Genomic DNA, 23,664 nt, shown 5'->3' on the forward strand with positions numbered 1-23,664 from the left:
GCATCTCTGCCTCAGGCAGCACCATCAACTGCATCAACCCCAGACTCAAAGGCAACTTTAGGTTGCTGTCGTCACTGTTTGCCAAGATACTCCCGCCTTCATGGCACTCAGGACGCCGATCGCCTCGGCATAGGACTGGCAAGGAATTGTCTCTATCCCCAAATCGGCACCGGTAACATTGAGGGTTGTGGTATTGTTAGCTACTGTTAGGATGGGGATGCCTTGATGAGCCAAGGCCAGAATTCCCCGTCCACCAAGTGCCGTAGCGGGTACAATCACTGCATCCACGTCCTGTCGCCACAGGGCATGCGGGTCACTTAAGCTGTAGCGGGGAGCACGACTCAACCCCACGAGCACGGAAGGCAAAAAGGTATAGCCAATTTCTTCGGCAAGGGCGCGGGGATGTACACTCTCCTCTAGGGGTAAGGGTTCCAGGGCTGGGGCATGGGCTGCTGGAATCTGAAAGTGCTGGACAATCAAATGACTAATGACTGCTTCTGCCCCTGCTAGGGGATCGACACCTTGGCCACTACGATAGTGGTGCAATGCTTCTGTGCCCGGATCATCAGGAAAGCGAGTCACGATCGCGATCGCCTCTGCCTTAGCGACTTGAATCAGTGTTTCTGCCGACCGCAATAAACTGGCAGGGTTCGCCACAGTGCCCCATGTTGCTCCGGAGGCAGCGGTTTGTAGCTGTACCCCCAACGGTTCATCTGTAATAACCGGTTCAGTAAGGGTTAGACCCAAGGTAGCAGAACAGGCCGCCGCCGCTTGACGATGGCGAAGTTGCAGCTCGGGTTCTATGGCTGCATCCAGTAATAGACCAATGCGATTTGCACGGGGTGGTAGCAATCCCCAGTGGCCAGCGGCAAATTCATCAAGGGCATAGCCTTCGACATACCAAACATTGGGCAGTGGCCAATAGAGCATCGCCCCATTCAGAACGTTGGGGTGAGTAATCAGCCGATCGCACACTTGGGCCAAGGCACGAACAACTGGAATCGCATCCCCCGCATAACCGCCAATGGCAGCCCCAATGCCCGTTGGAATGATCAGAACCGCCGTCAGCACCTTAGCGACTCGCCTGGGCTGGGAGGGGAGCTGGCTGAACGGCCACGGTTACAGTTTGGCCACGACGGCGCACTTCCAGTTCCATGGTGCGACCAATGCCGGTGCTTTCCACCATTTGCTGCACTTGATCCGCTTTGGTGATGTTTTGGCCATTGATACGATGGATCACATCTCCAGGTTGCAAACCGGCACGGGCAGCGGGAGAGTTGGGGAGGACTTCAAAAATCAAAACCCCCGAACTTTCCTGCACGCGGACAGGACTATTGGGATTGGCGTTGAGGCGTTGCTGCACCTCAGGGGTAAGATTGGTCATGCGAATACCCAAGAAGGGGTGATCCACGCGACCATTGGCAATCAGTTGGTTGGCAATCCGCTGAGCCGTGTTGATGGGAATGGCAAACCCCAACCCCTGGGCACCACCAATGATCGCTGTATTCATGCCAATCACCTCTCCCCGCTGGTTCAACAGGGGGCCGCCAGAGTTACCGGGGTTAATGGCTGCATCGGTTTGAATAAAGCCCACTCGCTTATCGGGTACACCAATATCACCGCTAGAACGTCCGGTTGCACTGATAATGCCTGCAGTCACCGTATTATCAAGACCCAATGGATTACCGATGGCGATCGCCCACTCCCCAGGGCGCAAATTATCAGAATTACCAAGACGCACCACCGGTAAATTGTTAGCACTCACCTTGACCACAGCCACATCCGTCAGACGGTCTTGACCGAGAACCTGCCCCTCAAACGTGCGGCCATCCTTGAGGGTTACTTTCACCCGATTAGCACCATCCACCACATGGGCGTTTGTCAGGATCAAGCCATCGCTACTAATGATAAAACCAGACCCTAGACCCCGTTCTTCACGGCTGCGGGGGGGCATCATTGGCCCAAAAAATTCCTGAAAGAAAGGATCATTAAAGATAGCTGGCACACGGGTCTGCACCGTACGGGAAGCATCAATCCGCACCACAGCAGGCCCCACCTGTTCAACCGCACGGGCAATAAAGTTAATGTCATTTCCCGCTGGTAGCGGTGCCGGTAACTGTGCCAAGCTGGGAGTGACCAAGGGCGTTGATGCTGGCATCAAGTGGGTGACAAACATGGCAGCGGCTGCCCCCAATGCCATTAACGAGAGATAGGTAACCGACTTACCAAGACGCACTGTCATAGGTGATTGCCCTTTTGCTGACACTAGCTCTTGAATAAAGACGGCAATTGAGGGAAGTAGGTTCCAGCTTCTCGCCTACCACTTCAGGAGGTTAAATTTCTCCATGTCAACAGTGTCGCGGTTGCGATAAATGGCCAAAATAATTGCTAAACCCACGGCGGCTTCGGCGGCTGCCACGGTAATCACAAATATCGCAAAGACTTGCCCCTTAATTTGCTGGCCATCTAGATAGTTAGCGAAACCAATCAAGTTGAGGTTAACAGCATTCAGAAGCAACTCAATGGACATGAGCACGCGCACGGCATTGCGACTGGTAACCAACCCATAGATGCCAATACAAAACAGCAGTGCTGCCAAGATTAAAACATTGGTTAACTGCATCGTCATTTCCCTATTTTTCAGACAAAGCTACAGGTTCGCGGGGACGTTCCGGTAACTCCAAGGGGGGTACCACCTCTTCCCCTAGGAGGGGTTCAGGTTCCAAGACCAGTTCGCGGCGGGCAAGAACCACTGCCCCAATCAAAGCCATCAGCAGTAAGATCGAGGCCAATTCAAAGGGCAAGAGGAAATCACTGAAAAAGTGCTGGCCGATGGTGGTGATGCTGTCAGTTGTGGGGGGCACGGAACTGAGTTGCCAAGGGGTTTGCAAAATCATTTTCGTCAGCAAAGCAAAGACCCCAAGGGAGACCACTGCAGCACCCCCCTGGCGTAGCCAACGCCCCGGCACTGGGGTATAGGCCTCGCGCTTATTGACCAGCATGATGGCAAACAGAATGAGAACGTTGACCGCACCGACGTAGATGAGAATTTGCGCCGCTGAGACAAAGTCAGCATTCATGAGGATATACAGCCCAGAGATGCTCAGGAACACTCCCCCCAGCAAAAAAGCAGAATAGACAACATTGTTCAGGAGCACAACGCCAAGGGCAGCAACAGTCACTGCAGCGGCAAGGGCAAAGAAAGTAATCGTTTGGGTCAGAGTGGCTAAGTCCACAACAACAACTCCTAGTTCTCAGATGATTCAGCAGGGTTGGCGATCGCCTCGGGATGCTCTCCCGCCCGTTGGGCACCCGCGGGCAAATCATGGCCAGACATCACGCCAGCGGGCAGGTAGGCAAACTCACGGATTGGCGTCACCATTGGATCTTGGGTTACTTTGTAGGGAATGCGTCCCATTGCAACACTGTCGTAGTTCAGCTCATGGCGATCGTAGGTGGCTAGTTCGTATTCTTCTGTTACCGAGAGGCAATTGGTGGGGCAGTATTCGACACAGTTGGCACAGAAGATACACACGCCGAAATCAATGCTGTAGTGCTTGAGTTCTTTTTTCTTGAACTCTTTATTGAAGACCCAATCCACCACAGGCAGGTTAATGGGGCAAACGCGCACGCACACTTCACAGGCAATGCACTTGTCAAACTCAAAGTGAATCCGGCCCCGGAACCGTTCTGAGGGAATGAGCTTTTCGTAGGGATACTGCACTGTTACCGGTCGCCGCCGCATGTGATCGAAGGTAACGGAGAGGCCTTGACCAATGTACTTCGCAGACTGCAGTGCCTCTTTGGCATAGTTGGTAATCTGATTGAGGAATTTCATGGTGTCACCTCATAGAAATGGGGAGTTTCTTAACCGCCAAAGGCGACGGGAAAGGCGAGCTTTAAGCCAGCGGTCAGCAGCAGATTCACTAGACCCACTGGTAGTAGGAATTTCCAGCCCAGGTCTAGGAGTTGGTCAATACGCACACGGGGCACTGTCCAGCGCAGCAGAATCGCCAAAAAGACAAAGAAGTAGGCCTTAATCAGGGTCATTGTGATGCCCAGCACTGCAAAAGCAATCTGCAAAAAGGGATTGGTTTCACTCACCCCAAGGAGATTGGCAATAGTTTCTAGGGGAATGGGGAAGCTCCAACCGCCAAAGTAGAGAACACTGACTAAGAGTGCCGAAAGTACAAGGTTAACGTAGGCACCCAAGTAAAAGAGGGCAAACTTCATGCCAGCGTACTCTGTTTGGTAGCCAGCCACGAGTTCTTCCTCGGCTTCCGGCAAGTCAAAGGGGAGGCGCTCACACTCTGCCAGAGCGGCAATCCAAAAGATCAAAAAGCCGATGGGCTGTCGCCAGACATTCCAACTGAGGATGCCGTATTCCGACTGCTGCTCGACAATTTCCACCGTGCCTAAGCCATTGGACATCATAGCCACTGCCAACACTGCCAAGGCAAGGGGAATTTCGTAGCTAATGGATTGTGCCGCTGCCCGCAGTCCCCCCAGTAGGGAGTATTTGTTGTTGGAGGCATAGCCCGACATCAGTAGGCCAATGGGCGCAATACTTGACAGGGCAATCCAGAGGAAGACCCCCATTGCCAAGTTGGAGATCAGTAGGTTTTGGCCAAAGGGGACAATAATGTAGGACAAAAAGACGGGAATCACGACCACTGCTGGCCCAAGGGTAAACAGCCAGCGATCGGTATTTGCGGGGAGAACATCCTCCTTAAAAATCAGTTTTAGGCCGTCGGCCAGGGGCGCCAAAATCCCCAATGGGCCAATGTATTCAGGGCCAATCCGCTGTTGCACAGCAGCAGAAATTTTCCGCTCTAGCCAAACGGCCACCAGGACGCCCACCGTAGCCACAATTAGCATCATTAACATTGGCAAGGGTAGCCAAAGTAGCTTGGCTAGATCATGGGAAAGGCCAAGGGATTCCAACGCACGAATAAACTGCCCCTGTAAGTCAATACCAGATTCCATAGCGATTCGATCGCGCCCCACCTACAGACACGCTCTACAGTATAAAGGTTTTACTTCCGTTAAGAAGATAGATTTGGGTCAAATTTTATCACCACAGGTATTACAGATGTTTATAGTTTATCCTTTGTGTCCTTGGGTTCCACGGGCCAGTAGGATCTGAACAGAAGAGCCCATTTTTAAGGAGAACAGGGTGGCGATCGCGATCCAAAATGCGGTGATTTGTACCCCAGAGGGAGAACTCCGCCAGCAACAGGTGCGCCTTGAGGGCGATCGCATTGCAGAAGTGGCAGAGCGCGTCACTGTGCACCCCGGCGATACGGTTATTGATGCAACAGGCTTAACCCTCCTGCCGGGGGTAATTGACCCCCAAGTGCATTTTCGTGAACCTGGCTTAGAGCACAAAGAGGATCTGTTCACCGCCAGTTGTGCCTGTGCCAAGGGGGGGGTCACCAGCTTTTTGGAAATGCCCAATACCCGTCCCCTAACCATTGATCAGGCGAGCCTAGAGGATAAACTGGCCCGTGCTGCCGCCAAATGTGTCGTGAACTATGGTTTTTTCATTGGCGCCACTCAGGATAACCTTGCCGTCCTCAACACTGTCCACCCCGTCTGCGGCATCAAGATTTTCATGGGATCAATGCACGGGCCCCTCTTGGTGGATGAGGAGCCAATTTTAGACCGTATCTTTAGTGAGGGCAAACGCCTCATTGCTGTCCATGCCGAAGATCAGGGTCGCATCCGGGCCCGCCGCGCACAATTGGCTGGCATTACCGATGTGGCCATACATTCGCAAATTCAAGATGAGATTGCGGCCCTCAACGCCACCCAGTTAGCCGTGAAGCTCTCCCGGAAATACGAACGCCGCCTGCACATTCTGCATCTTTCCACAGGGATTGAAGTCGACTTTCTGCGCGAGCACAAACTTCCTTGGATAACGGTGGAAGTCACTCCCCAACACCTGCTACTGACCACAGAGGCCTACGCCAAAATTGGTTCCCTTGCGCAGATGAACCCACCCCTGCGCACAGCAGTAGATAATGAAAAACTCTGGCAAGGGCTCCTCGATGGCGTCATTGACTTTATTGCCACCGATCATGCCCCCCACACCCTAGAGGAAAAGGCGCAGCCCTATCCCCACAGCCCCTCTGGTATGCCGGGGGTAGAAACCTCCTTGCCCCTCATGCTGACCCAAGCGATGGCAGGCCGCTGTACTGTGCCGCAAGTGGTGCGCTGGATGTCCACTGCTGTTGCTGCGGCCTATGAAATTCCCAACAAAGGGAAAATTGCCCCCGGTTACGATGCGGATCTGGTGCTCGTGGATTTGCAGACCTATCGCCCAGTGCGCCGTGAGGAACTTCTCACCAAGTGTCGCTGGAGTCCTTTTGAGGGTTGGTCATTGACAGGATGGCCAGTGTACACCTTTGTAAATGGTGAGGTTGTGTTTAGCCAAGGGCAAGTGAATACTGCTGTGCGCGGACGTCCTCTCAGGTTTGGCTTGGGCTAAGGAAATTGGCCAAAGGCCGACCAAGACAATCGATTAAACTGATTAAACCGATTAAACAAATTTAAAAAATTTAAATAAATCAAGACACCAGCTCTGCAAACCCTTCTTGATCATTCGGGCATCCTCTGATTTGGTGGAACCAAGCATTGCTAGCCTCCTATGAACTCATGCTAATCTAGGCCAAAGAGAGAACATCACTTTACTGATTTTATTTAGACAACACAATGCGTATTCTGGTTACCGGCGGCGCTGGGTTTATTGGTTCCCATCTCGTTGATCGGCTGATGGAAGCGGGTCATGAGGTCATTTGTCTAGACAACTACTTCACTGGTACGAAGCGCAACATTTTGCGCTGGCTAGGTCATCCGAACTTTGAACTGATCCGCCATGATGTCACCGATCCAATTCGCCTTGAGGTGGATCAAATCTATCACTTGGCCTGCCCCGCCTCACCGGTTCATTACCAGTACAATCCGGTCAAAACAATCAAAACCAATGTCATGGGCACACTCCACATGCTGGGGTTGGCCAAACGCGTGAAGGCACGATTTCTCCTGGCCTCAACTTCAGAAGTCTATGGTGACCCGCAAGTGCATCCCCAATCTGAGTCCTACTGGGGGCATGTCAACCCCATTGGTGTGCGCTCCTGCTATGACGAAGGCAAGCGAGTGGCAGAAACTCTTACCTTTGACTACCACCGTCAAAACAATGTGGATGTTCGAGTGGCCCGGATTTTTAATACCTATGGCCCGAAAATGCAGGTCAACGATGGCCGCGTCGTCAGCAACTTTATTGTCCAAGCCTTGCAGGGCATTCCCCTCACGGTTTATGGGGACGGCTCCCAAACCCGTAGCTTTTGCTATGTCAGTGATTTGGTGGAAGGGTTGATTCGGCTGATGAATAGCGATCACATTGGCCCTGTGAACCTCGGCAACCCTGATGAATACACGGTGCTAGAGCTCGCCCAAAAAATCCAGGCCCTGATTAATCCAGGGGTGGAAATCCAGTTTAAGCCCCTGCCCAGTGATGATCCCCAGCGCCGTCGTCCCGACATTACCCTCGCTCGCACAGTGTTGGGCTGGCAACCCACCGTTCCCCTCCTCGCGGGGCTGCAGCGGACAATTCCTGACTTTGCTGAGCGGCTGGGCGTACCCTATACGCCTATGATGGTGGAAGTTTAGGGAGGCCACAGGGAATGCGGGTCTGTGTAATTGGCACCGGCTATGTGGGTTTGGTGACGGGAGTGTGCCTGGCACATATTGGCCATGAGGTCATTTGCATTGACAACAATATTGACAAAGTCAAGCTGCTGCAACAGGGGGAATCCCCGATTTATGAACCGGGTCTGACGGAGTTACTCCGTGGTTGCATTGCCAGTGGTCGCATTCGCTTCAGTAGTGATCTTGGCACTGGGGTGGAATTTGGTGAGGTGCTCTTTATTGCTGTCGGTACACCTGCGCTGCCCAATGGTGAAACCGATACCCGCTATGTGGAAGCCGTTGCCCGGGGGATTGGTGCCCATTTGCATTTGGGATACAAAGTGATTGTCAATAAATCCACAGTGCCCATTGGCTCAGGGGACTGGGTACGGATGATTATTCTGGATGGCGTGGTTGAGCGAGAACCCGATTTGGCCGATGCCATTAAAGCCGGGGGAACCCATCCGCCGCTAGATTTTGATGTGGTCAGCAATCCTGAATTTCTGCGGGAAGGTTCAGCGGTCTATGACACGTTGAATCCCGATCGCATTGTCTTGGGCAGCAGTAGCCGCAGAGCGATTCAAATCATGCAGGAACTCTATGGGCCGATTATTGAGCGCAAGTATGCGGTTGATCCCACCTTGCCTCCCGTACCAGTTTTGGTGACGGATCTGAGTTCGGCGGAAATGATCAAGTACGCTGCCAATGCCTTTTTGGCGACTAAAATCAGCTTTATTAACGAAATTGCCAATATTTGCGATCGCGTGGGGGCAGATGTGGTTCAAGTGGCCAAGGGAATTGGTTTAGATTCCCGTATTGGCGAGAAATTTCTGCAAGCGGGCTTAGGTTGGGGGGGCTCCTGTTTTCCCAAGGATGTTTCGGCTCTCATCCACACGGCGGAAGACTACGGCTACGATGCCCAGTTGCTTAAAGCAGCGGTTCAAGTGAACCAGCGGCAGCGCTTTATTGTCATTGAAAAACTGCAACAGGTGCTGAAGATCCTCAAGGGTAAAACCATTGGCCTTTTGGGGTTAACCTTTAAGCCCAACACCGACGATTTGCGGGATGCCCCTGCCCTTAATCTGATTGAGGAACTGCATCGCTTAGGTGCTAAGGTCAAAGCCTATGACCCCCTTGTGTCCCAGTCGGGTCTGCGATCGGGTCTCTCCCATGTGATTGTGGAAACGGATCTACTGCACCTTGCTGATGGCTGTGATGCTCTGGTGTTGGTGACCGACTGGCCACAATTCCAAGAGGTGGATTATGGCGCCTTGGCCAAGGTGATGCACCAACCGGTGATCATTGATGGCCGCAATTTCTTAGATCGCAAGGGGCTAGAGTCACTGGGCTTTCGCTATGTGGGGATTGGTCACTAGGCATGGAACCCCTCAGCCTGATTTATGAGCAGGCCTACTGGCAACAGGGCTATTGTCGCGTCGTCGGTGTGGATGAAGTGGGGCGGGGTTGCTTAGCAGGGCCAGTGGTGGCGGCAGCCGTCATTTTGCCTGTGGACTGTGTCCCCCTTCCAGAGGTACGGGATTCCAAGCGGTTGACTGCTCGCCAGCGATCGCGCCTCTTTGGGCAGATTTATAACCAAGCGATCGCCATTGGCATTGGCAGTGCCAGTGTGGCGGAAATTGATCAGGTGAATATTCTGCAAGCCACCTATCGAGCGATGGTGCGGGCCCTAGGGCGGGTGGCTCCTTGGGACCATGCCCTAATTGACGGCAAACTAACAAAAACAGCGCCCTTTGAAAGGGTAACGGCCATTATCGGGGGCGATCGCCGCAGCTATAGTATTGCCTGTGCCTCAATTATTGCCAAGGTACGGCGCGATCGCTTCATGGCCCGCTTGGCTCGTCGTTATCCCCAGTATGGCTGGGAACGCAATGTGGGCTACGGCACCCCCGAACACCGCCAAGCCCTTGACCAGTATGGCCTTACTCCTTGGCATCGGCGATCGTTCCTGAAATCCTTGCTTCCTGTCGACTCGCACTTGTGCAATGCCATCACAGGAGAGTAGGCTGAAAAATGGCAAACTATGACGTTTTTTTGAGGATTCCATGCGGGTTTCCCTTCGCTGGCTACGGGAATTGGTGGCGGTTGATCTCGATGTTGCGATTTTGGCCGATCGCCTGACGATGGCAGGGTTTGAAGTCGAAGAAATTGAAGATCGGCGCGCATGGGCTGAAGGGGTTGTGGTGGGGCGTATTTTGGCCTGTGAACCCCATCCCGATGCCCAAAAATTACGGGTCTGCCAAGTTGATGTGGGTCAAGGGGAACCCCGCACCATTGTCTGTGGGGCACCCAATGCCGCAGCAGGCCTGTATGTACCCGTGGCCCTACCGGGGGCATATCTGGCAAAAATTGATCTGAAAATTCGACCAGCAAAACTGCGGGGGGTCAAGTCCGAAGGTATGATCTGCTCCCTTGCGGAATTGGGGCTAACCAAGGAGTCTGAGGGCATTCACACCTTCACTGATGCAGTAACCGTAGGCCAAGATGTACGTCCGCTGTTGGGTTTGGATGATGTAATTTTGCACCTCAGCTCCACCGCCAACCGTGCCGATGCCCTGAGTATGGTGGGGATTGCCCGTGAAGTGGCGGCATTAACCGGCGCGCCCCTGATGCTGCCAACCCCAAAGACGATCGCCCCCCAAAAGTCCGGTAAAGCACCGGTACAACTGGCGATCGCTGACCCCCAGGCCTGTCCTGCCTACTGTGGCACGCTAATTACTAATGTTCAAATTGGCCCTTCACCCCCTTGGCTCCAGCAACGTTTAGAGGCTGCGGGTTTGCGAGCCATCAACAATGTGGTGGACATTACTAACTACATCCTGCTGAAGTGGGGGCAGCCTCTCCATGCCTTTGATTGGGATCGGTTGCAAAGGGTTGCTGCCCAAACTCCGGTCAGGGTCGGTGTGCGTTTTGCTAAGGCGGGCGAAACCCTGAAAACCTTGGATGGCGAGGAGCGCCGCCTCAGTTTGGAGAATCTGCTGATTACCGCCGGCGACGTGCCCGTTGCCCTAGCAGGGGTGATGGGCGGCGAAGAGACCGAAGTGCACCTGGGAACCCAGAACGTCTTTCTTGAGGCGGCCCTCTTTGCCAGTCCGGTGATCCGGCGATCGGCTCGTGATCAGGGATTGCGCACGGAAGCTTCAGCGCGCTATGAACGGGGGGTCAACCCAGCAGAACTAGAGGCAGCCACCGCTGAAGCGATCGCCCTGCTAAGGGAAATTGCCCAAGGAACAGTGACCTACACAACCCTGGCGGATCGGCGGCCGCCCCTCGAACGTACCCTCACCCTGCGGCTGGAACAGGTGCATCGGCTCTTGGGGGCCGTGGTTGCTGAGGCAGAGGATAGCGATGAACCCGCCTATTTGGACGCAGAGACCGTTGAAGCGCTCCTCCGCCGCCTTGGTTTTCACCTCAGCCGTCAAGAAACCCTTGAGGACGAGCTAGGCGTGTGGTCGGTAACGGTACCCCCCTACCGCTTCCGTGACATTGAGCGGGAGGTGGATCTCATTGAGGAGATTGCGCGACTCTACGGCTACGATCGCTTTGAGGAAACCTTGCCAGCCCAGGCGGAGCTGGGGGCATTGCCCCTAGAACTCACCCTCCTGCGGGAGGTACGGGCAGCCTTTCGCGGGGCGGGCCTGACGGAATTAATGCACTATTCCTGGGTCAAGGGGGGGCAGCCGAATCAAGTCACGGTTGTGAATCCTCTAGTTGCTGAGTTTTCTGCACTGCGGACGGATCTAATTACGGGTCTAGTGCAGGCCTTCCGCTACAACCAAGAACAGGGGAATCCACCCCTCAATGGTTTTGAAATTGGCCGTGTTTTTGGTCAAGATGAGGAGGGTCTTTGGGAAAACGATCGCCTTGGGGGGATCATCGGTGGTGATCCATGGCAGGGTAAATGGGTGCGCCGCTCGCAACAGCCTCAGCCCCTCACATGGTATGAAGCCAAGGGGATGCTTGAGAGCGTTTTTCAGCGGTTTGGTTTGCCTGTGGAATATCAGAGCGATCGCCACGATGAACGTCTACATCCGGGGCGCACAGCCGTTCTCTCTTTGCAGGGAGAACGTCTCGGTATCTTTGGCCAGTTACACCCGCAGTATGCCGCCGCCCTAGAGCTTCCCGCTGCCGTTTATGTTTTTGAACTAGACCTGGAGGTCCTCCTGAGTTGCCTTGAGGAACGCTATCAGCAGATTATCTTTCACCCCTTTTCCACCTATCCCGCCAGCGATCGCGACCTCGCCTTCTTTGCGCCGGCGGCTCTCACGGTGGCGGAACTCAGTCGCACCATTTGGAAAGCAGCGGGGGGACGCGACTCTCTCCTGGAGAGTGTTGAACTCTTTGATGAGTACAGTGGCAGCGGTGTCCCCGAAGGGCAGCGCAGTTTGGCCTTTCGCCTCAGCTACCGCGCCAGCGATCGCACCCTCACCGAGGCTGAGGTAAATGAACTCCATCAGCGCATCCGCGACAGCCTTGTGGAAAAATACGCTGTTACCCTTCGTAGTTAAGAGCACCCCCATGAGTACTGTATTGACCACTGACTGGCAGCACCTTGCCAATTTAGCCCTTGCCGACGAGTGCCTCAGCCGCGATCAAGCGCGAGCGGTGCTCCAGGCCCCCGATACGGAACTCCTGAATCAACTGGCGGCAGCCTATCGTGTCCGCTACCACTACTGGGGCAATCGGGTACGGCTCCACTATCTCCTGAATGCCCAAAGTGGTCTGTGTCCGGAAGACTGTCACTACTGCTCCCAGTCCAAAATCTCGACGGCTGAGATTGAAAAGTATCCCCTGCTCTCGCAGGAAAAAATTCTTGCCGCCGCCGATCGCGCTGCCCAACTCAAGGCCGGTACATTTTGCCTGGTTATTTCCGGGCGATCGCCCAGTGAGAAGGTGTTTGAGCAAGTGCTCGGCGCTATTCGAGCGGTCAAGGAACGCTATCCCCTAAAAATCTGTGCCTGCTTGGGCTTACTCACCGCTGAGCAAACGGCACGGCTGGCGGCAGCCGGTGTCGATCGCGTCAACCACAACCTGAATACCTCGGAAAACTTCCACAGTGAAATTTGTACCACCCACACCTTTAGGGATCGCGACCAGACCTTAGCAAATATCCAAGCCGCTGGGATTACAACCTGCTCTGGGGGCATCTTAGGCATGGGGGAATCCGATGACGATGTGATTGATCTTGCCCTCTCCCTGCGGCAGCGTCAGGTGACTAGTGTACCCGTGAACTTTTTGATTCCAATTCCGGGGACGCCCCTAGGCGAACAGCACAACCTCAATCCCCGCCAGTGTTTACGCATTCTCGTGCTGTTTCGTTTGCTCTTGCCGCGCCAAGAGATCCGCATTGCCGGTGGCCGCGAAGTGCATCTGCGATCGCTCCAACCCCTTGGCCTCTACGCCGCCAACTCCATTTTTATTGGCGACTATCTGACCACTCCCGGGCAAGCTCCCCACCAAGATTGGCAAATGATTGCCGATGCCGGCTTTGTTCTTGAAGACCCCGACGGGCGGGCGATCGCCCCTTAAACCTTGCTCAGCAGCCTTCTCACCGATTGGGCCGATGGGACGGTTCTAGGATGTCACTCAGGGCCAGCCAATCCTCTAGGCTCAGGGCTTCGGCACGGCTATTGGCATCTCGTCCCAACTGCAGGAGGGCTTGGCGTACCTGCGCCGGCGCCACAAGGGACTTGAGGGCATTGGCCAGCATCTTGCGGCGAGTGGCAAACCCCTGTTTCAGTAGAGTTTCTAACCATTGGGGCGATCGCACCCTTGGCAGTGTCCTGTGGGGCCGCAGACAAACCACCACCGAATCCACCTTAGGCGGTGGCTGAAAGGCACGGGGGGGCACTGCACACACCTTCTCACAGGTGGCCAGAAATTGCACCCGTACAGAGAGGGCACCGTAGGCCTTGCTGCCGGGTGAGGCCATCAGGCGATCGCCAATTTCTTTTTGCACAAGTAGAATCAACCGCTCAAAGGCTGGGCGACGCGGTCGGGCAATACTGCCAAGCAAATGCCCCAGCAATGGCCCCGTGATGTTGTAGGGGATATTGGCCACCACTTTGTTGCACCCCAGGGGGCTTAAGTCCAGCCGCAGAATATCCCCCTCAATCAACTGGAACCGCTCACTGTCAAACTGCCGCTGCAATTGGCCACAGAGATCCCGATCCAGTTCAACGGCAACCACCTCAGCACCGCTCCCTAGCAGCGGTCGAGTCAGGGCACCCCGACCAGGACCAATTTCTAGGACGCGATCGCCCGGATGCAGTTCAGCGGCTGCAATTATCTGAGCTAAAATCGATTCACTGCGCAGCCAATGCTGGCCAAACCGTTTGCGGGCACGAATCACCTAGCACGGCCCCAAGCCCACCCTGGGCGCATAGACCGCCTGATCCCCCAGTTCTGCTTCAATGCGCAGCAGGCGATTGTACTTGGCCACTCGTTCACTGCGACACAAGGAACCCGTTTTAATTTGACCCGCACGGGTCGCGACAGCCAAATCCGCAATCGTGGTATCTTCTGTTTCCCCAGAGCGGTGGCTAATCACCGAGCGGTAACCCTTGCGGGTTGCCAGATCGATGGTTTGCAGGGTTTCGGTTAATGAACCAATCTGATTGAGCTTAATCAAGATGGCATTGGCCACACCATTGTCAATCCCCCGTTGCAAACGCTTGGGATTGGTGACAAACAGATCATCCCCGACCAGTTGAATGCGGCTCCCCAGGGTTTCCGTCAAGAGTGCCCAGTTGTCCCAGTCCTCCTCGTGCAGGCCATCCTCAATGGAAATGATGGGATAGTTACTCACCAGTTGGTCGTAGTAGCGGATTAACTCAGAGGCGCTACGGCTGGCATGATCAAACACATATTTGCCGTCTTCATAAAACTCACTGGCGGCGACATCGAGGGCCAGGGCAACGTCAGTGCCGGGGCTGTAACCGGCTGTTTCAATTGCCTGAAGCAAAATATCCAAAGCCGCTTGGTTGGAGTCTAGGTTAGGCGCAAAGCCTCCTTCATCACCGACACCAGTCAGTAACCCCTTATCAGCCAGCACCTTGCTCAGAGCAGCAAAAACCTCTGCCCCCCAGCGCAGACCCTCCCGAAAACTAGGGGCACCAATGGGCATGATCATGAATTCCTGAAAGTCAATGTTGTTGGCCGCATGGGCCCCGCCGTTGATGACATTCATCATAGGCACGGGTAGGACATTGGCCAAAGGCCCCCCCAAGTAGCGGTAGAGGGGTTGACCGAGATATTCTGCGGCTGCTTTAGCCGTGGCAAGGGACACCGCCAGAATGGCATTGGCACCGAGGTTGGATTTATTCTCACTGCCATCTAGTTCCAAGAGGGACTGGTCAATCACCGTTTGATCAAGGGCGTTGAGATCCACAAGGGCACTGAGAATCCTGGTTTCAATGTTTTCAACGGCGGTGAGGACGCCTTTGCCACCATAGCGCTTGGGATCGCCGTCCCGCAGTTCATGGGCCTCAAAACTCCCTGTTGAGGCACCACTAGGAACCTGAGCCAGTCCGACAACGCCACAATCCAGTTCAACTTCTGCTTCTACCGTGGGGCGACCCCGCGAGTCGAGAATTTCGCGGGCACGAATTGTTGCGATCGCCGTATCCATCATCTGCTTATCCTCAATATGCAGCTAGATTGTACGATAGATGCCCCATCAAACTGAAATACTTTAAGGATAACCTAGGCTATAAAGTGTCCTGTATTACATTGCCTTTTTTGTCTGAGACGGGTTTCATATGCGTCAATTTGGTGTAGATTATCCAAAAACTGGGCAGAAATGATTACCTAGACGTTATAGTCAGCTTCATTGGCCCGACCATTTGTAGGAATTCATCATGACCACCCTTGCCCAAAGTTGTTCCCCACAGTCTGAGATACCTGCCCGGCCTATCACCACAGAAACCGTTCACTATCAGGTTGTGCATTGGATTAGGGGTCGCTTTCGGATTCGTATTCCTCGGTTGGGCTTTGATGTTGAATATGGGGAAAGGCTGCTTTACATTGTTGGCAGTTTACCCGCGGTGACAACGGCGCGCATTAACCCCCCGGCTTGCTCCCTTGTGGTGGAATATAGTCCCAAGCTTTTTGGAGAAGCCCTAGCAACGATTCAGGGGCAAATTTTTGAATCGATTCAAGTGGCGGCCAAGCCAGACCTTCCCGCCTTTAGCACTGAGAAAGCCACCCCTGCGGCGGCAGCGCACCAAATTAACTATTGGGAACGCTTGGGCTTACCAGCTCTTGGCTTGGGTTTGAGTGTGGCCTCCCTAATGGGGATACCGATTCCCGGCTATGTGATTGCTGGTGTGGTGATTGCCGGGGCAATGCCAGTGTTTCAGCGAGCATGGGAAGCGATTCAAGAGGAGAAACAGTTAACGATTGACTTCCTCGATGGGTTGGCAATTTTTCTTCATACCCTGCAAGGCCACTATTTTGCTCCCTCCTTTATGCTGGGTTTGATTGAGGGGGGGGAAGTGATCCGCGACCTCACAGCACGGGGCTCGGAACGGGCAAACCTTGATTTGCTGGACTGTCTGGGCAAAACCGCCTTTGTGGAGAGGGACGGCCTTGAGGTGGAAGTGGAAGTCAAAGACCTCGTGGAGGGCGATCGCGTTGTTGTCTATCCGGGGGATCAAATTCCCGTTGATGGCATCATTTTGCGGGGCACAGGCCTGATTGATCAGTGCAAACTGACGGGCGAGTCAGTACCCGTAACGCGCACTGAGGGGATGGAGGTTTTTGCTTCGACGCTACTGGTGGAGGGTCAATTGGTGATCTTGGCGGAGCGGGTGGGCAACAATACCCGTGCGGGTGTGATTGTCAACTTGATGCAGTCGGCACCGGTGCATGACACTCGCATTGAAAACTATGCAGCCACTGTCGCCAACCAAATGGTGGTTCCCACGTTGGCTATTGGCGCAGGCGTGGGGGTGCTCTCGGGGGATTTGAATCGGGCGATCGCCCTGCTGACCCTTGATCTTGGTACGGGGATTCGCGTCTCTGTGCCCACCACGATTTTGTCGGCCCTTACCTATGCTGCCCAACATGGCGTGCTCATTCGCAGTGGCCGGGCAATTGAAAAACTGGCTCAAATCGACACAATTGTTTTTGATAAAACCGGCACCCTGACCCAAGGTCATGCTGGTGTGACGGATATTAAAGTCATGGATCCTCGCTTCAGCGCCGATGACATCCTTAGTATGGCCGCCAGTGCTGAGCAGGGACTCACCCACCCCGTAGCCGAGGCAATTGTCCGCCATGCCCGCGAAACCCATCAGCCCCTCTTTGACTGTGAAGACTGGGAATACCGCGTTGGCCTTGGTGTGGCCACAAAAGTGCGGGGTGTCGATCTGCGGGTGGGCAGCCGCCGCATGATGGAGCAGGAAAACATTTGCCTGATTGATCTGAATGCCCGCTTCCCTGACCTCGATTCTGGGCGGGCTTCGATTGTCTATGTGGCTGGGGATGGACGTTTGATTGGCGTGATTCTCTACAGCGACCCGATCCGCAATGAAAGTCCCGCAGTTATCCGTGAACTCAAGGAGGCAGGCATTATTCCCCATATGCTGACCGGTGACATTGGCCGCGTTGCCCATGCGGTGGCCAAAGACTTAGGGATTGCTCCCAATAATATCTACGCCGAAGCCTTCCCAGAAAAGAAAGTGGAGGTGGTGCGTGCCCTCCATGACAGCGGTAAAGTGGTGGCCTTCTGTGGCGATGGTATCAATGACTCCGCAGCTCTCGCCTATGCAGATGTGTCTATTTCCTTTGCTGGGGCAACCGATATTGCCCGTGAAACTGCAGATGTGGTCCTCATGGAGGATGATTTGCGGGGACTGACCCTTGCCATTCGCATTGCCAAGCAGGCAATGGAGATCGTCTGGCAAAATACGGCGATCGTTGCTATTCCCAATATTGGTGCGCTGCTGTCGGGGATATTCTTTGCCCTTGACCCAATTTTGGCAGTGGTCATTAACAATGGCACCGCCATCTTAGCGGAGTTCAATGGGTTGCGGCCCTTGGCAGGTCCCGGTGGCTCGTTGCCCTTACCTGCGGTCAAAGATACGAAGGAATTTCTCGCCGAATGGGAAGCTACCCACCCGGATCACCCGGTGCAGCATAGGCCGCCGGCAGTCACTGGCTCTCAGGCTGGGTCTTCGTAGTTGGCTGGGTAGTTGGCTGGAGGGCGGCCAATTCATGGCGGCTAAGGGGACGAACCGCTCTGGGTCGAAGATTACCTAGGCGAACTGGGCCAATCGCGATCCGTTGCAAGGCCACAACAGGATAGCCAAGTTGCTCGGCTACACGGCGAATCTGGCGGTTGCGGCCTTCCTGGAGGATGATTTCCAAAAGGGAGCGATCGCCTTCGGTGCGAAGCAGCTTAACCGCTGCGGGTAAGGTCATCACACCCTCCAAGGGAATCCCCTCTCGCCATCTTTGCAACGCCTTTTCGGGCGGTTGTCCCTGTACCCAAACGCGGTAGGTTTTGGGGATGTGATGGCGGGGATGACTGAGATAGTAGGTGAAGGCCCCATCATTTGTGAGCAGGAGGGCGCCACTGGAGTCAGCATCTAAGCGACCCACAGGATGCAGCCCCCCCGCGCGCTGATACATTGGGGGCAATAGGTCGAGAACCGTGGTTCGACCTTGGGGATCGTGACAGGTACAGAGCACCCCCTTGGGTTTATGGAGGAGCAGATAGAGCCGTTGGGGTGGACGGGGCGGGTTCAGGCGCTGTCCTTTGTATTCAATGCAATCACGCTTTGGATCCACTTTGTCCCCCAATTGGGCCCGCTGACCATTGACAAAGACCTGACCGCTGCGGATGAGGGCTTCCGCATGGCGTCGCGAGGCCACTCCCCAATGGGCAAGGACTTTTTGTAATCGCTCAGTGGGCATAGGGGGTAGAGTTGCTCTCTAGGTTTCGGTGGTACTTTTGAGGGGAATCTCTATGGCAGATGGTTGCCCGGCAGTTGGCAATGCCGCAGCAAACTTGATAGAAAAGAACTGTTTAATCCTTACCTAATTACTTACCGTGAGGAGTTCTATGAAATCTCTTTACAAGCTTGCTGCTTTGATCTTGATTTTAGTTGGTTTTTCTACCACACTAGTGGCCTGCGGGGGCGGCGGTGGTACGACTAATAACCAAGCACCGACGGAGTCTCCTAGTCCACAAAAGCCAGGGCAGTAGTTCCCTTTAACCCTTACTAGCATATTGACGACACCAACTGGGGTAGCCGATTTACTTTGGATGTAGTGGTCGGCTCCCCTAGGCGAGGGAGCTTTCCAGTTGATACTGCTCCCAAAGGAATTGATACAGTCCCTCGGTGGCCACGAGTTCATTGTGGGTTCCCTGTTGAACAATCCGCCCTTTGTCCATGACAAGAATGCGATCGCAGGTTGCTGCTGCTGATAGTTGATGGGAAATAAACAGCACGGTACGCGTGCGCCGTTGTTCCCGTAGCGCCCGCAAGATTTGGCTGGCGGTTTGGTTATCAACACTGGCAAGGGCGTCATCTAAAACAAGGATGGGCGCTTCTACCAGCAGAGCACGGGCTAAGGCGGTTCGCTGTCGCTGTCCCCCCGAGAGGGTAATGCCCCGCTCCCCCACTAGGGTTTCGTACTGCTGGGGAAAGTTGCGAATTTCGTTGTGAATTTGGGCTTGGCTGGCAGCAGCAATGACCTTGAGTTCGGTGGCGTCAGGTTCACCATAGCGAATGTTGTTTTTGATGGTGGTGCTAAAGAGAAAGCTTTCTTGGGGCACGTAGGCGATCGCCCCCCGCAGATCGGCAAGGCGCAACCGTGTAATGTCAATGCCATCAAGGAAAATTTGATTGGGAGCAATCTCTAGCAAACGAGGCAGAGCACTGGCCAAGGTGGATTTGCCACAGCCAATGGGGCCAACGATCGCTACCATTTCCCCCGCTTGAATTTCAAAACTGAGGTGATTGAGAGCGGGGGTGCTGCGATTCGGGTAGGTAAAGGTCAAGTCCTGACAACAGAGGTGTCCCTGAACGCGATCGCGGGGGAGGGCAATGGCAGCGGGGTCATCCTTAATGCGCGGTTCGACACTCAAAATCGCTTCAATACGGTCAATGCTCACCTCCCCCCGCTGGTAGGTGGTAATCGTAAAGCCCAATAGCGCCGTCGGGAAAATTAGCCGCTCAATGTACAGCAACAGGGCAATAAAATCCCCCACTTGAATGGTATGAGCAGCAATCATGCGGCTGCCAAACCACAGGAGAATCAATAGGCTAAAGCTGACCATCCCCCCCAAAAGTGGAAAGAGAATGTTGCGGGTTTTGGCCAGTACCAAGTTATTGCGGAGTAGGTCTTGATTTAACTGGTGAAATTGGCGCTGCTCGTTGGTTTCTTGGCCATAGATTTTAATGAGGGCAATGCCACTCATGTCCTCTTGGATGAGCTCGCTCAGTTCCGAGAGGCTTTGTTGCACCTCTAGCTGCTCTGCCCGCAGGCGATCGCTAAAACTTTGGACAATAAAGAGAACTGCTGGATAGACGGCGATCGCCCCTAAACTCAACCCCGGATGAATTGCCAGCATCACCGGCAGCGTCATACCGTAGGCAAAGACTGTGTTGGCAGCACTCAAAAGAGCAAAGCCCACGAGCCGCCGAATGTTATCCACATCACTGGTGGCACGGCTAATGAGATCCCCAGGGGTGTTTTCCGCAAAGTAACTGGGTTCTAAACGCAGGAGATGGTCAAAGAGCCGTTGCTTGAGGTCAAATTCCACCAATCGTCCGGCACCAAAGATCCACAGGCGCGAGGCCATGCGAATCAGCCACATCAAGGAGGCTAAGCCAATCAGCAGCAGGGCATAGAACACCACCCGTTGAAAGTCAAACTTGGTCTGCAACTCATCAACGGCAGTGCCGATCAGCAGGGGCAAATAGGTCCCTAGGAGGTTGACAATGAAAAGCGCTGCAATGCCCCCCCAGATTTTTGTTTGGTGAGGACGCAGATAGGCCAGCAGGCGACGAAAACGGCCAGAGCGGCCAGCTTTAGGAAGAGTAACCATATCCTCAACCTAACAGATATTGCCCCCCTAGGGGGTAGCGCTTTCAAGAAACTGGTTGAGGTCTTCCACAAGACGATTGAGTTCTGCCTCAGTCGTTAAGCGCATGCGCTGATCGCGTACCGTCAAAAGCACTTTAGCAGCGTAGGGGTTTGGCCAGATATTCGGATTACAAAACACTTCAAGAAAGACTTCGCCAACGTGCTGGTATTCCATCGCCGCTTGCGCGGCCAAAGGCGTACCGCTGGCTTTGGCTCTGGCGATCGCCCGCATCCGTTCCATTAAGGCTTGAATCTCTTGGCGTAGAGCCTCTGCCCCTGGGCGCGAAAAGCAAAAACTTACCGAGCCTTCTACCAAGTTAACCCGCATCCACTGCTCGCTCATGGCTCTGGCTGAACACACTTGCTGTCATTTGCTGTCATTATAGAGGGCATTGTCTCAGTGACAAGGTGGGGGATCTGCTTGGGGAGAATCTGCGCTACGCCCGACTAGGTATTCATAGCGCAGCAGTTCAAAACTCCGTTCACCGTAGCGATCGCGAATGTGTTCACAGCAACACTGAACCGCAAACTCATCCAGTTCCGCCGGTAGGATGCCGTACAAGTCCTCAAAAACCTCTGGGGTGACGCGGCAAAAGCGGGGGCGATCCTCATAGATACGACAGCGGCGGCTCAGGGGTTCAAAGTGAATACACCAGCCATCGGCACCAATGAGGGATTGGTAGAGGGCAAATTCCGCGTCATTGAGAATGGTGGGCACCTCTGGGCGATCGCTCAAGTCAAGGTAACAGCAGGCCCCACACCCTTGCATACACTGCCACTTTTTCATGCTTTTAGGATAATGCAACGGTTTCTGCGGGCATTGGTGTCTCAGCAGGCACCTCCTCCAGCCAAATTTGATCACTGCGGGGATCCACACGACTGACGCGCACCAGCACACACTCTCCCAACTTGGCCTGCCGTTGAAAGCGCATTGCCAGTTCCACCGCCAAATCCTCCAACAGAACCAGCCCCAGCCCCTCCTCAGGACGCAACCAACGCAGTAAAATGCCCCGCCACACCTCTTCGCGATGCCGCCGCAGATACTCTAAGCACCAATAGCGGTTGGTTTGCCGCTCCACAAGGGAAGACTCCTGAAGGGAAGACACCAGCCCCAGGAGAATTTCATTCAGTTGCTCGGGTGTTAGGGGTGGGGTTTCCCCCCGCAGGTGGGCTTTAATCTGACGGTGTGCCAGCAGATCCGTGTAGCGGCGAATGGGGGACGTCACTTGGCAGTAGGCATCAAGGCCAAGGCTCGCATGGGGATTGGGTTGGGTACCCATTTCACTGCGGGGCATACAGCGGCGAATGGCACAGTCGCGCACTATTCCAGCGGGTAGTTGCAGCAATTCCTCCTCTGAGGGCAGTTCTGGCGGCGCTTGACTGCGAAAGGGCAGGGGGATGCCCTCACGGGCGCCAAAATGGGCGGCCACTTCACCGGCAAGAATCATCATTTCTGCCACGAGCTGGCGGGCGGGTGAATCATGGAGGGGCGAGATTTCCACCTCTTCACCAGCCACTTTAATGTTCGGTTCAGGGATGTGGATGCGAATCGCTCCCCGTTGCCGTCGCCACTCACTGCGCCGCTGTCCCCATTGGGCGATCGCCAGCAGATCCGCTTCTCCAGTTACCCCTTGCTCCAAAATCATGTCCACATCGTCATAGCTAAGGCGATAGGTGGGACGAATCCAACTGGGGCAAATTTCGTACTCTAAAACCTCGCCACTCTCAGCCAAAAGAATGCCAAAACTCAGGGCGCAACAGGTTTGTCCCGCAACCAAACTCATCGGGCCTGTGGCCAACTCGGTGGGAAACATGGGAATCATCCCCGTCGGCAGATAGACTGTTGTGGCGCGGCGGCGAGCCTCCTGATCTAAAACATCATCCACCATCACCCAGCGGCTGGGATCGGCAATGTGAATCCAGAGCTTTTGGCGATCGCCCAGGACCTCTAGGCTAAGGCCATCGTCAATTTCTTGGGTGCTTTCATCGTCAATCGTATAGACCTTGAGATGGGTGAGATCGCGGCGCAGGGGAGCGTCAATGTCCGTGGGGGGTGAGGTCAGGCGTTCATGGGCCACAGCAAGTACCTTGGCAGAAAATTCAACATCAATTTGACTCCGGCGCAGGAAGAGATTTTCGTGCTCCGACCAAAGGCCGAGATCCACCAGCAGTTGGAATGCCCCTAGGGGTTGAGTAGGACGCTTTAACTCACTGAGGAGATCAATGGCAGCTTGGTGTTGGGCACTGGATTCAATGGCTATAGCATAACGTTCTAACTGTTCCAGGCGCCTGCGATCGCTGGCCGACCACTCCACAGCTTCGCCCCTAAGGGCTTGAGCTAAATGTTCGCGAAAGCTGACTTCCTCCGCCAGGCGTTGGGCTTCCCGCTGGCTTTGATGTTTGAGTTCTGCCACTTGAGCCGCTGGCCGAGGCTCGTAGGTTTCTCCCTTGAGCTTGAAATAGAAGCGATCCTCGCTGAGAAGATAGTAGGCGGCATAGCAGGCCACCGCCGATCGCTCCGAAAAAAGCAGCTCGGCTAAATCCGCCGGTGTAATGGTGCGGTTTTCCTCGCGGATAATTTCCCAAGCCACTTCTAAACTGTCGGCATCCAAGAGGGGCTGCACCTGCTGCCAAAATGTGGGAATCTCTTGGGGGCGAAACCGCTCTTCGGGCACCGTAAATGTGAGTTGGCGCGGATGGATGGTGTGGGCTTGCAGATGCTGATCAATGGCAATCCAATGCTTTTTACCTTCGGGGCGATCGATGACCGCCAAGCGACGCTGGTTATTGACCCGAAATTCAATGAGGGTGCCTTTCTCCACGGCTGCCGTGCTGTACTGTAATCCGACAATTATAAAG

General features: G+C 54.5%; 20 protein-coding genes. 7 read left to right on the forward strand and 13 right to left on the reverse strand.

Annotated elements, in window-relative coordinates:
- Positions 1-57 precede the first annotated feature (57 nt).
- From IGQ16_RS03125 to nuoH, 6 genes are all read right to left on the reverse strand, one after another.
- A complete protein-coding gene (locus tag IGQ16_RS03125; protein WP_024124060.1) occupies positions 58-1,071 on the reverse strand; it encodes a DUF3326 domain-containing protein in 1,014 nt (337 codons plus the stop codon).
- Position 1,072: 1 nt separating this feature from the next.
- Positions 1,073-2,242 carry an HhoA/HhoB/HtrA family serine endopeptidase gene (locus IGQ16_RS03130; protein ID WP_024124061.1) on the reverse strand — a complete coding sequence of 390 codons (1,170 nt, stop codon included), beginning with the start codon at positions 2,240-2,242 and terminating at the stop codon, positions 1,073-1,075.
- A gap of 75 nt (positions 2,243-2,317) precedes the next feature.
- Positions 2,318-2,623 carry an NADH-quinone oxidoreductase subunit NuoK gene (nuoK, locus tag IGQ16_RS03135; RefSeq protein ID WP_024124062.1) on the reverse strand — a complete coding sequence of 102 codons (306 nt, stop codon included), beginning with the start codon at positions 2,621-2,623 and terminating at the stop codon, positions 2,318-2,320.
- A 10-nt stretch (positions 2,624-2,633) separates the two neighbouring features.
- Positions 2,634-3,236 (reverse strand): NADH-quinone oxidoreductase subunit J, encoded by a 603-nt coding sequence (locus IGQ16_RS03140; protein WP_024124063.1) that lies wholly within the window; start codon positions 3,234-3,236, stop codon positions 2,634-2,636.
- Positions 3,237-3,247: 11 nt separating this feature from the next.
- A complete protein-coding gene (gene ndhI / locus IGQ16_RS03145) occupies positions 3,248-3,838 on the reverse strand; it encodes an NAD(P)H-quinone oxidoreductase subunit I (RefSeq protein ID WP_297060209.1) in 591 nt (196 codons plus the stop codon).
- 29 nt (positions 3,839-3,867) lie between these two features.
- Positions 3,868-4,986: an NADH-quinone oxidoreductase subunit NuoH gene (gene nuoH, locus IGQ16_RS03150; RefSeq protein WP_024124065.1), complete on the reverse strand. Its 1,119-nt coding sequence runs from the start codon at positions 4,984-4,986 to the stop codon at positions 3,868-3,870.
- A gap of 190 nt (positions 4,987-5,176) precedes the next feature.
- Here nuoH and IGQ16_RS03155 point away from each other — a divergent pair, with 190 nt between their 5' ends.
- The 6 genes from IGQ16_RS03155 to bioB all read left to right on the forward strand — a co-directional run bounded on the left by IGQ16_RS03155 (position 5,177) and on the right by bioB (position 13,236).
- Entirely contained in the window at positions 5,177-6,490 is a 1,314-nt protein-coding gene (locus IGQ16_RS03155) for a dihydroorotase (RefSeq protein ID WP_024124066.1), read from the forward strand.
- Between the two features lie 224 nt (positions 6,491-6,714).
- Positions 6,715-7,671, forward strand: coding sequence for a UDP-glucuronic acid decarboxylase family protein (locus IGQ16_RS03160; RefSeq protein WP_297060211.1), 957 nt, complete (start codon positions 6,715-6,717; stop codon positions 7,669-7,671).
- Between the two features lie 14 nt (positions 7,672-7,685).
- Positions 7,686-9,065, forward strand: a complete 1,380-nt coding sequence (locus tag IGQ16_RS03165; RefSeq protein ID WP_297060213.1) for a UDP-glucose/GDP-mannose dehydrogenase family protein — start codon at positions 7,686-7,688, stop codon at positions 9,063-9,065.
- 2 nt (positions 9,066-9,067) lie between these two features.
- Positions 9,068-9,712, forward strand: a complete 645-nt coding sequence (locus tag IGQ16_RS03170; RefSeq protein ID WP_024124069.1) for a ribonuclease HII — start codon at positions 9,068-9,070, stop codon at positions 9,710-9,712.
- Between the two features lie 40 nt (positions 9,713-9,752).
- Positions 9,753-12,215 carry a phenylalanine--tRNA ligase subunit beta gene (gene pheT / locus IGQ16_RS03175; protein ID WP_297060215.1) on the forward strand — a complete coding sequence of 821 codons (2,463 nt, stop codon included), beginning with the start codon at positions 9,753-9,755 and terminating at the stop codon, positions 12,213-12,215.
- 10 nt (positions 12,216-12,225) lie between these two features.
- Positions 12,226-13,236 (forward strand): biotin synthase BioB, encoded by a 1,011-nt coding sequence (gene bioB / locus IGQ16_RS03180; protein ID WP_297060217.1) that lies wholly within the window; start codon positions 12,226-12,228, stop codon positions 13,234-13,236.
- A 19-nt stretch (positions 13,237-13,255) separates the two neighbouring features.
- Here bioB and rsmA read toward each other — a convergent pair whose 3' ends face one another.
- Together rsmA and eno are read right to left on the reverse strand one after the other, a co-directional pair.
- Positions 13,256-14,056, reverse strand: a complete 801-nt coding sequence (gene rsmA, locus IGQ16_RS03185) for a 16S rRNA (adenine(1518)-N(6)/adenine(1519)-N(6))-dimethyltransferase RsmA (protein WP_367116112.1) — start codon at positions 14,054-14,056, stop codon at positions 13,256-13,258.
- 3 nt (positions 14,057-14,059) lie between these two features.
- Positions 14,060-15,340 (reverse strand): phosphopyruvate hydratase, encoded by a 1,281-nt coding sequence (gene eno, locus IGQ16_RS03190; protein WP_297060221.1) that lies wholly within the window; start codon positions 15,338-15,340, stop codon positions 14,060-14,062.
- A gap of 226 nt (positions 15,341-15,566) precedes the next feature.
- Between eno and IGQ16_RS03195 the strand changes: the two genes are divergently transcribed.
- Positions 15,567-17,891 carry a heavy metal translocating P-type ATPase gene (locus IGQ16_RS03195; RefSeq protein WP_024124074.1) on the forward strand — a complete coding sequence of 775 codons (2,325 nt, stop codon included), beginning with the start codon at positions 15,567-15,569 and terminating at the stop codon, positions 17,889-17,891.
- Here IGQ16_RS03195 and IGQ16_RS03200 read toward each other — a convergent pair.
- The 5 genes from IGQ16_RS03200 to IGQ16_RS03220 form a co-directional block, all read right to left on the reverse strand.
- Positions 17,863-18,627, reverse strand: coding sequence for a pseudouridine synthase (locus tag IGQ16_RS03200; protein ID WP_024124075.1), 765 nt, complete (start codon positions 18,625-18,627; stop codon positions 17,863-17,865). The two genes, IGQ16_RS03195 and IGQ16_RS03200, sit on opposite strands and share 29 nt — an antisense overlap.
- Positions 18,628-18,997: 370 nt before the next feature.
- Entirely contained in the window at positions 18,998-20,767 is a 1,770-nt protein-coding gene (locus tag IGQ16_RS03205; RefSeq protein ID WP_024124076.1) for an ABC transporter ATP-binding protein, read from the reverse strand.
- A gap of 27 nt (positions 20,768-20,794) precedes the next feature.
- Entirely contained in the window at positions 20,795-21,148 is a 354-nt protein-coding gene (locus tag IGQ16_RS03210; RefSeq protein ID WP_297060223.1) for a hypothetical protein, read from the reverse strand.
- Between the two features lie 54 nt (positions 21,149-21,202).
- On the reverse strand, positions 21,203-21,592 hold the full coding sequence (locus IGQ16_RS03215) for a YkgJ family cysteine cluster protein (protein WP_297060225.1): 390 nt from the start codon (positions 21,590-21,592) through the stop codon (positions 21,203-21,205).
- A gap of 4 nt (positions 21,593-21,596) precedes the next feature.
- On the reverse strand, positions 21,597-23,627 hold the full coding sequence (locus IGQ16_RS03220) for a ribonuclease catalytic domain-containing protein (protein ID WP_024124079.1): 2,031 nt from the start codon (positions 23,625-23,627) through the stop codon (positions 21,597-21,599).
- Between the last annotated feature and the right edge of the window lie 37 nt (positions 23,628-23,664).

Origin of the sequence: Thermosynechococcus sp. M3746_W2019_013, from assembly GCF_015296045.1 — a bacterium.
Taxonomy (GTDB): Bacteria; Cyanobacteriota; Cyanobacteriia; order Thermosynechococcales; family Thermosynechococcaceae; genus Thermosynechococcus.

Bases quoted from the DNA above. Each gene is read 5' to 3' on its own strand.
- nuoK (WP_024124062.1), bottom strand. From the start codon at position 2,623: ATGCAGTTAACCAATGTTTTAATCTTGGCAGCACTGCTGTTTTGTATT.
- bioB (WP_297060217.1), top strand. From the start codon at position 12,226: ATGAGTACTGTATTGACCACTGACTGGCAGCACCTTGCCAATTTAGCC.
- ndhI (WP_297060209.1), bottom strand. From the start codon at position 3,838: ATGAAATTCCTCAATCAGATTACCAACTATGCCAAAGAGGCACTGCAG.
- IGQ16_RS03160 (WP_297060211.1), top strand. From the start codon at position 6,715: ATGCGTATTCTGGTTACCGGCGGCGCTGGGTTTATTGGTTCCCATCTC.
- nuoH (WP_024124065.1), bottom strand. From the start codon at position 4,986: ATGGAATCTGGTATTGACTTACAGGGGCAGTTTATTCGTGCGTTGGAA.
- IGQ16_RS03165 (WP_297060213.1), top strand. From the start codon at position 7,686: ATGCGGGTCTGTGTAATTGGCACCGGCTATGTGGGTTTGGTGACGGGA.
- IGQ16_RS03130 (WP_024124061.1), bottom strand. From the start codon at position 2,242: ATGACAGTGCGTCTTGGTAAGTCGGTTACCTATCTCTCGTTAATGGCA.
- IGQ16_RS03200 (WP_024124075.1), bottom strand. From the start codon at position 18,627: ATGCCCACTGAGCGATTACAAAAAGTCCTTGCCCATTGGGGAGTGGCC.
- IGQ16_RS03215 (WP_297060225.1), bottom strand. From the start codon at position 21,592: ATGAAAAAGTGGCAGTGTATGCAAGGGTGTGGGGCCTGCTGTTACCTT.
- IGQ16_RS03205 (WP_024124076.1), bottom strand. From the start codon at position 20,767: ATGGTTACTCTTCCTAAAGCTGGCCGCTCTGGCCGTTTTCGTCGCCTG.
- eno (WP_297060221.1), bottom strand. From the start codon at position 15,340: ATGATGGATACGGCGATCGCAACAATTCGTGCCCGCGAAATTCTCGAC.
- IGQ16_RS03170 (WP_024124069.1), top strand. From the start codon at position 9,068: ATGGAACCCCTCAGCCTGATTTATGAGCAGGCCTACTGGCAACAGGGC.
- IGQ16_RS03195 (WP_024124074.1), top strand. From the start codon at position 15,567: ATGACCACCCTTGCCCAAAGTTGTTCCCCACAGTCTGAGATACCTGCC.
- pheT (WP_297060215.1), top strand. From the start codon at position 9,753: ATGCGGGTTTCCCTTCGCTGGCTACGGGAATTGGTGGCGGTTGATCTC.
- IGQ16_RS03210 (WP_297060223.1), bottom strand. From the start codon at position 21,148: ATGAGCGAGCAGTGGATGCGGGTTAACTTGGTAGAAGGCTCGGTAAGT.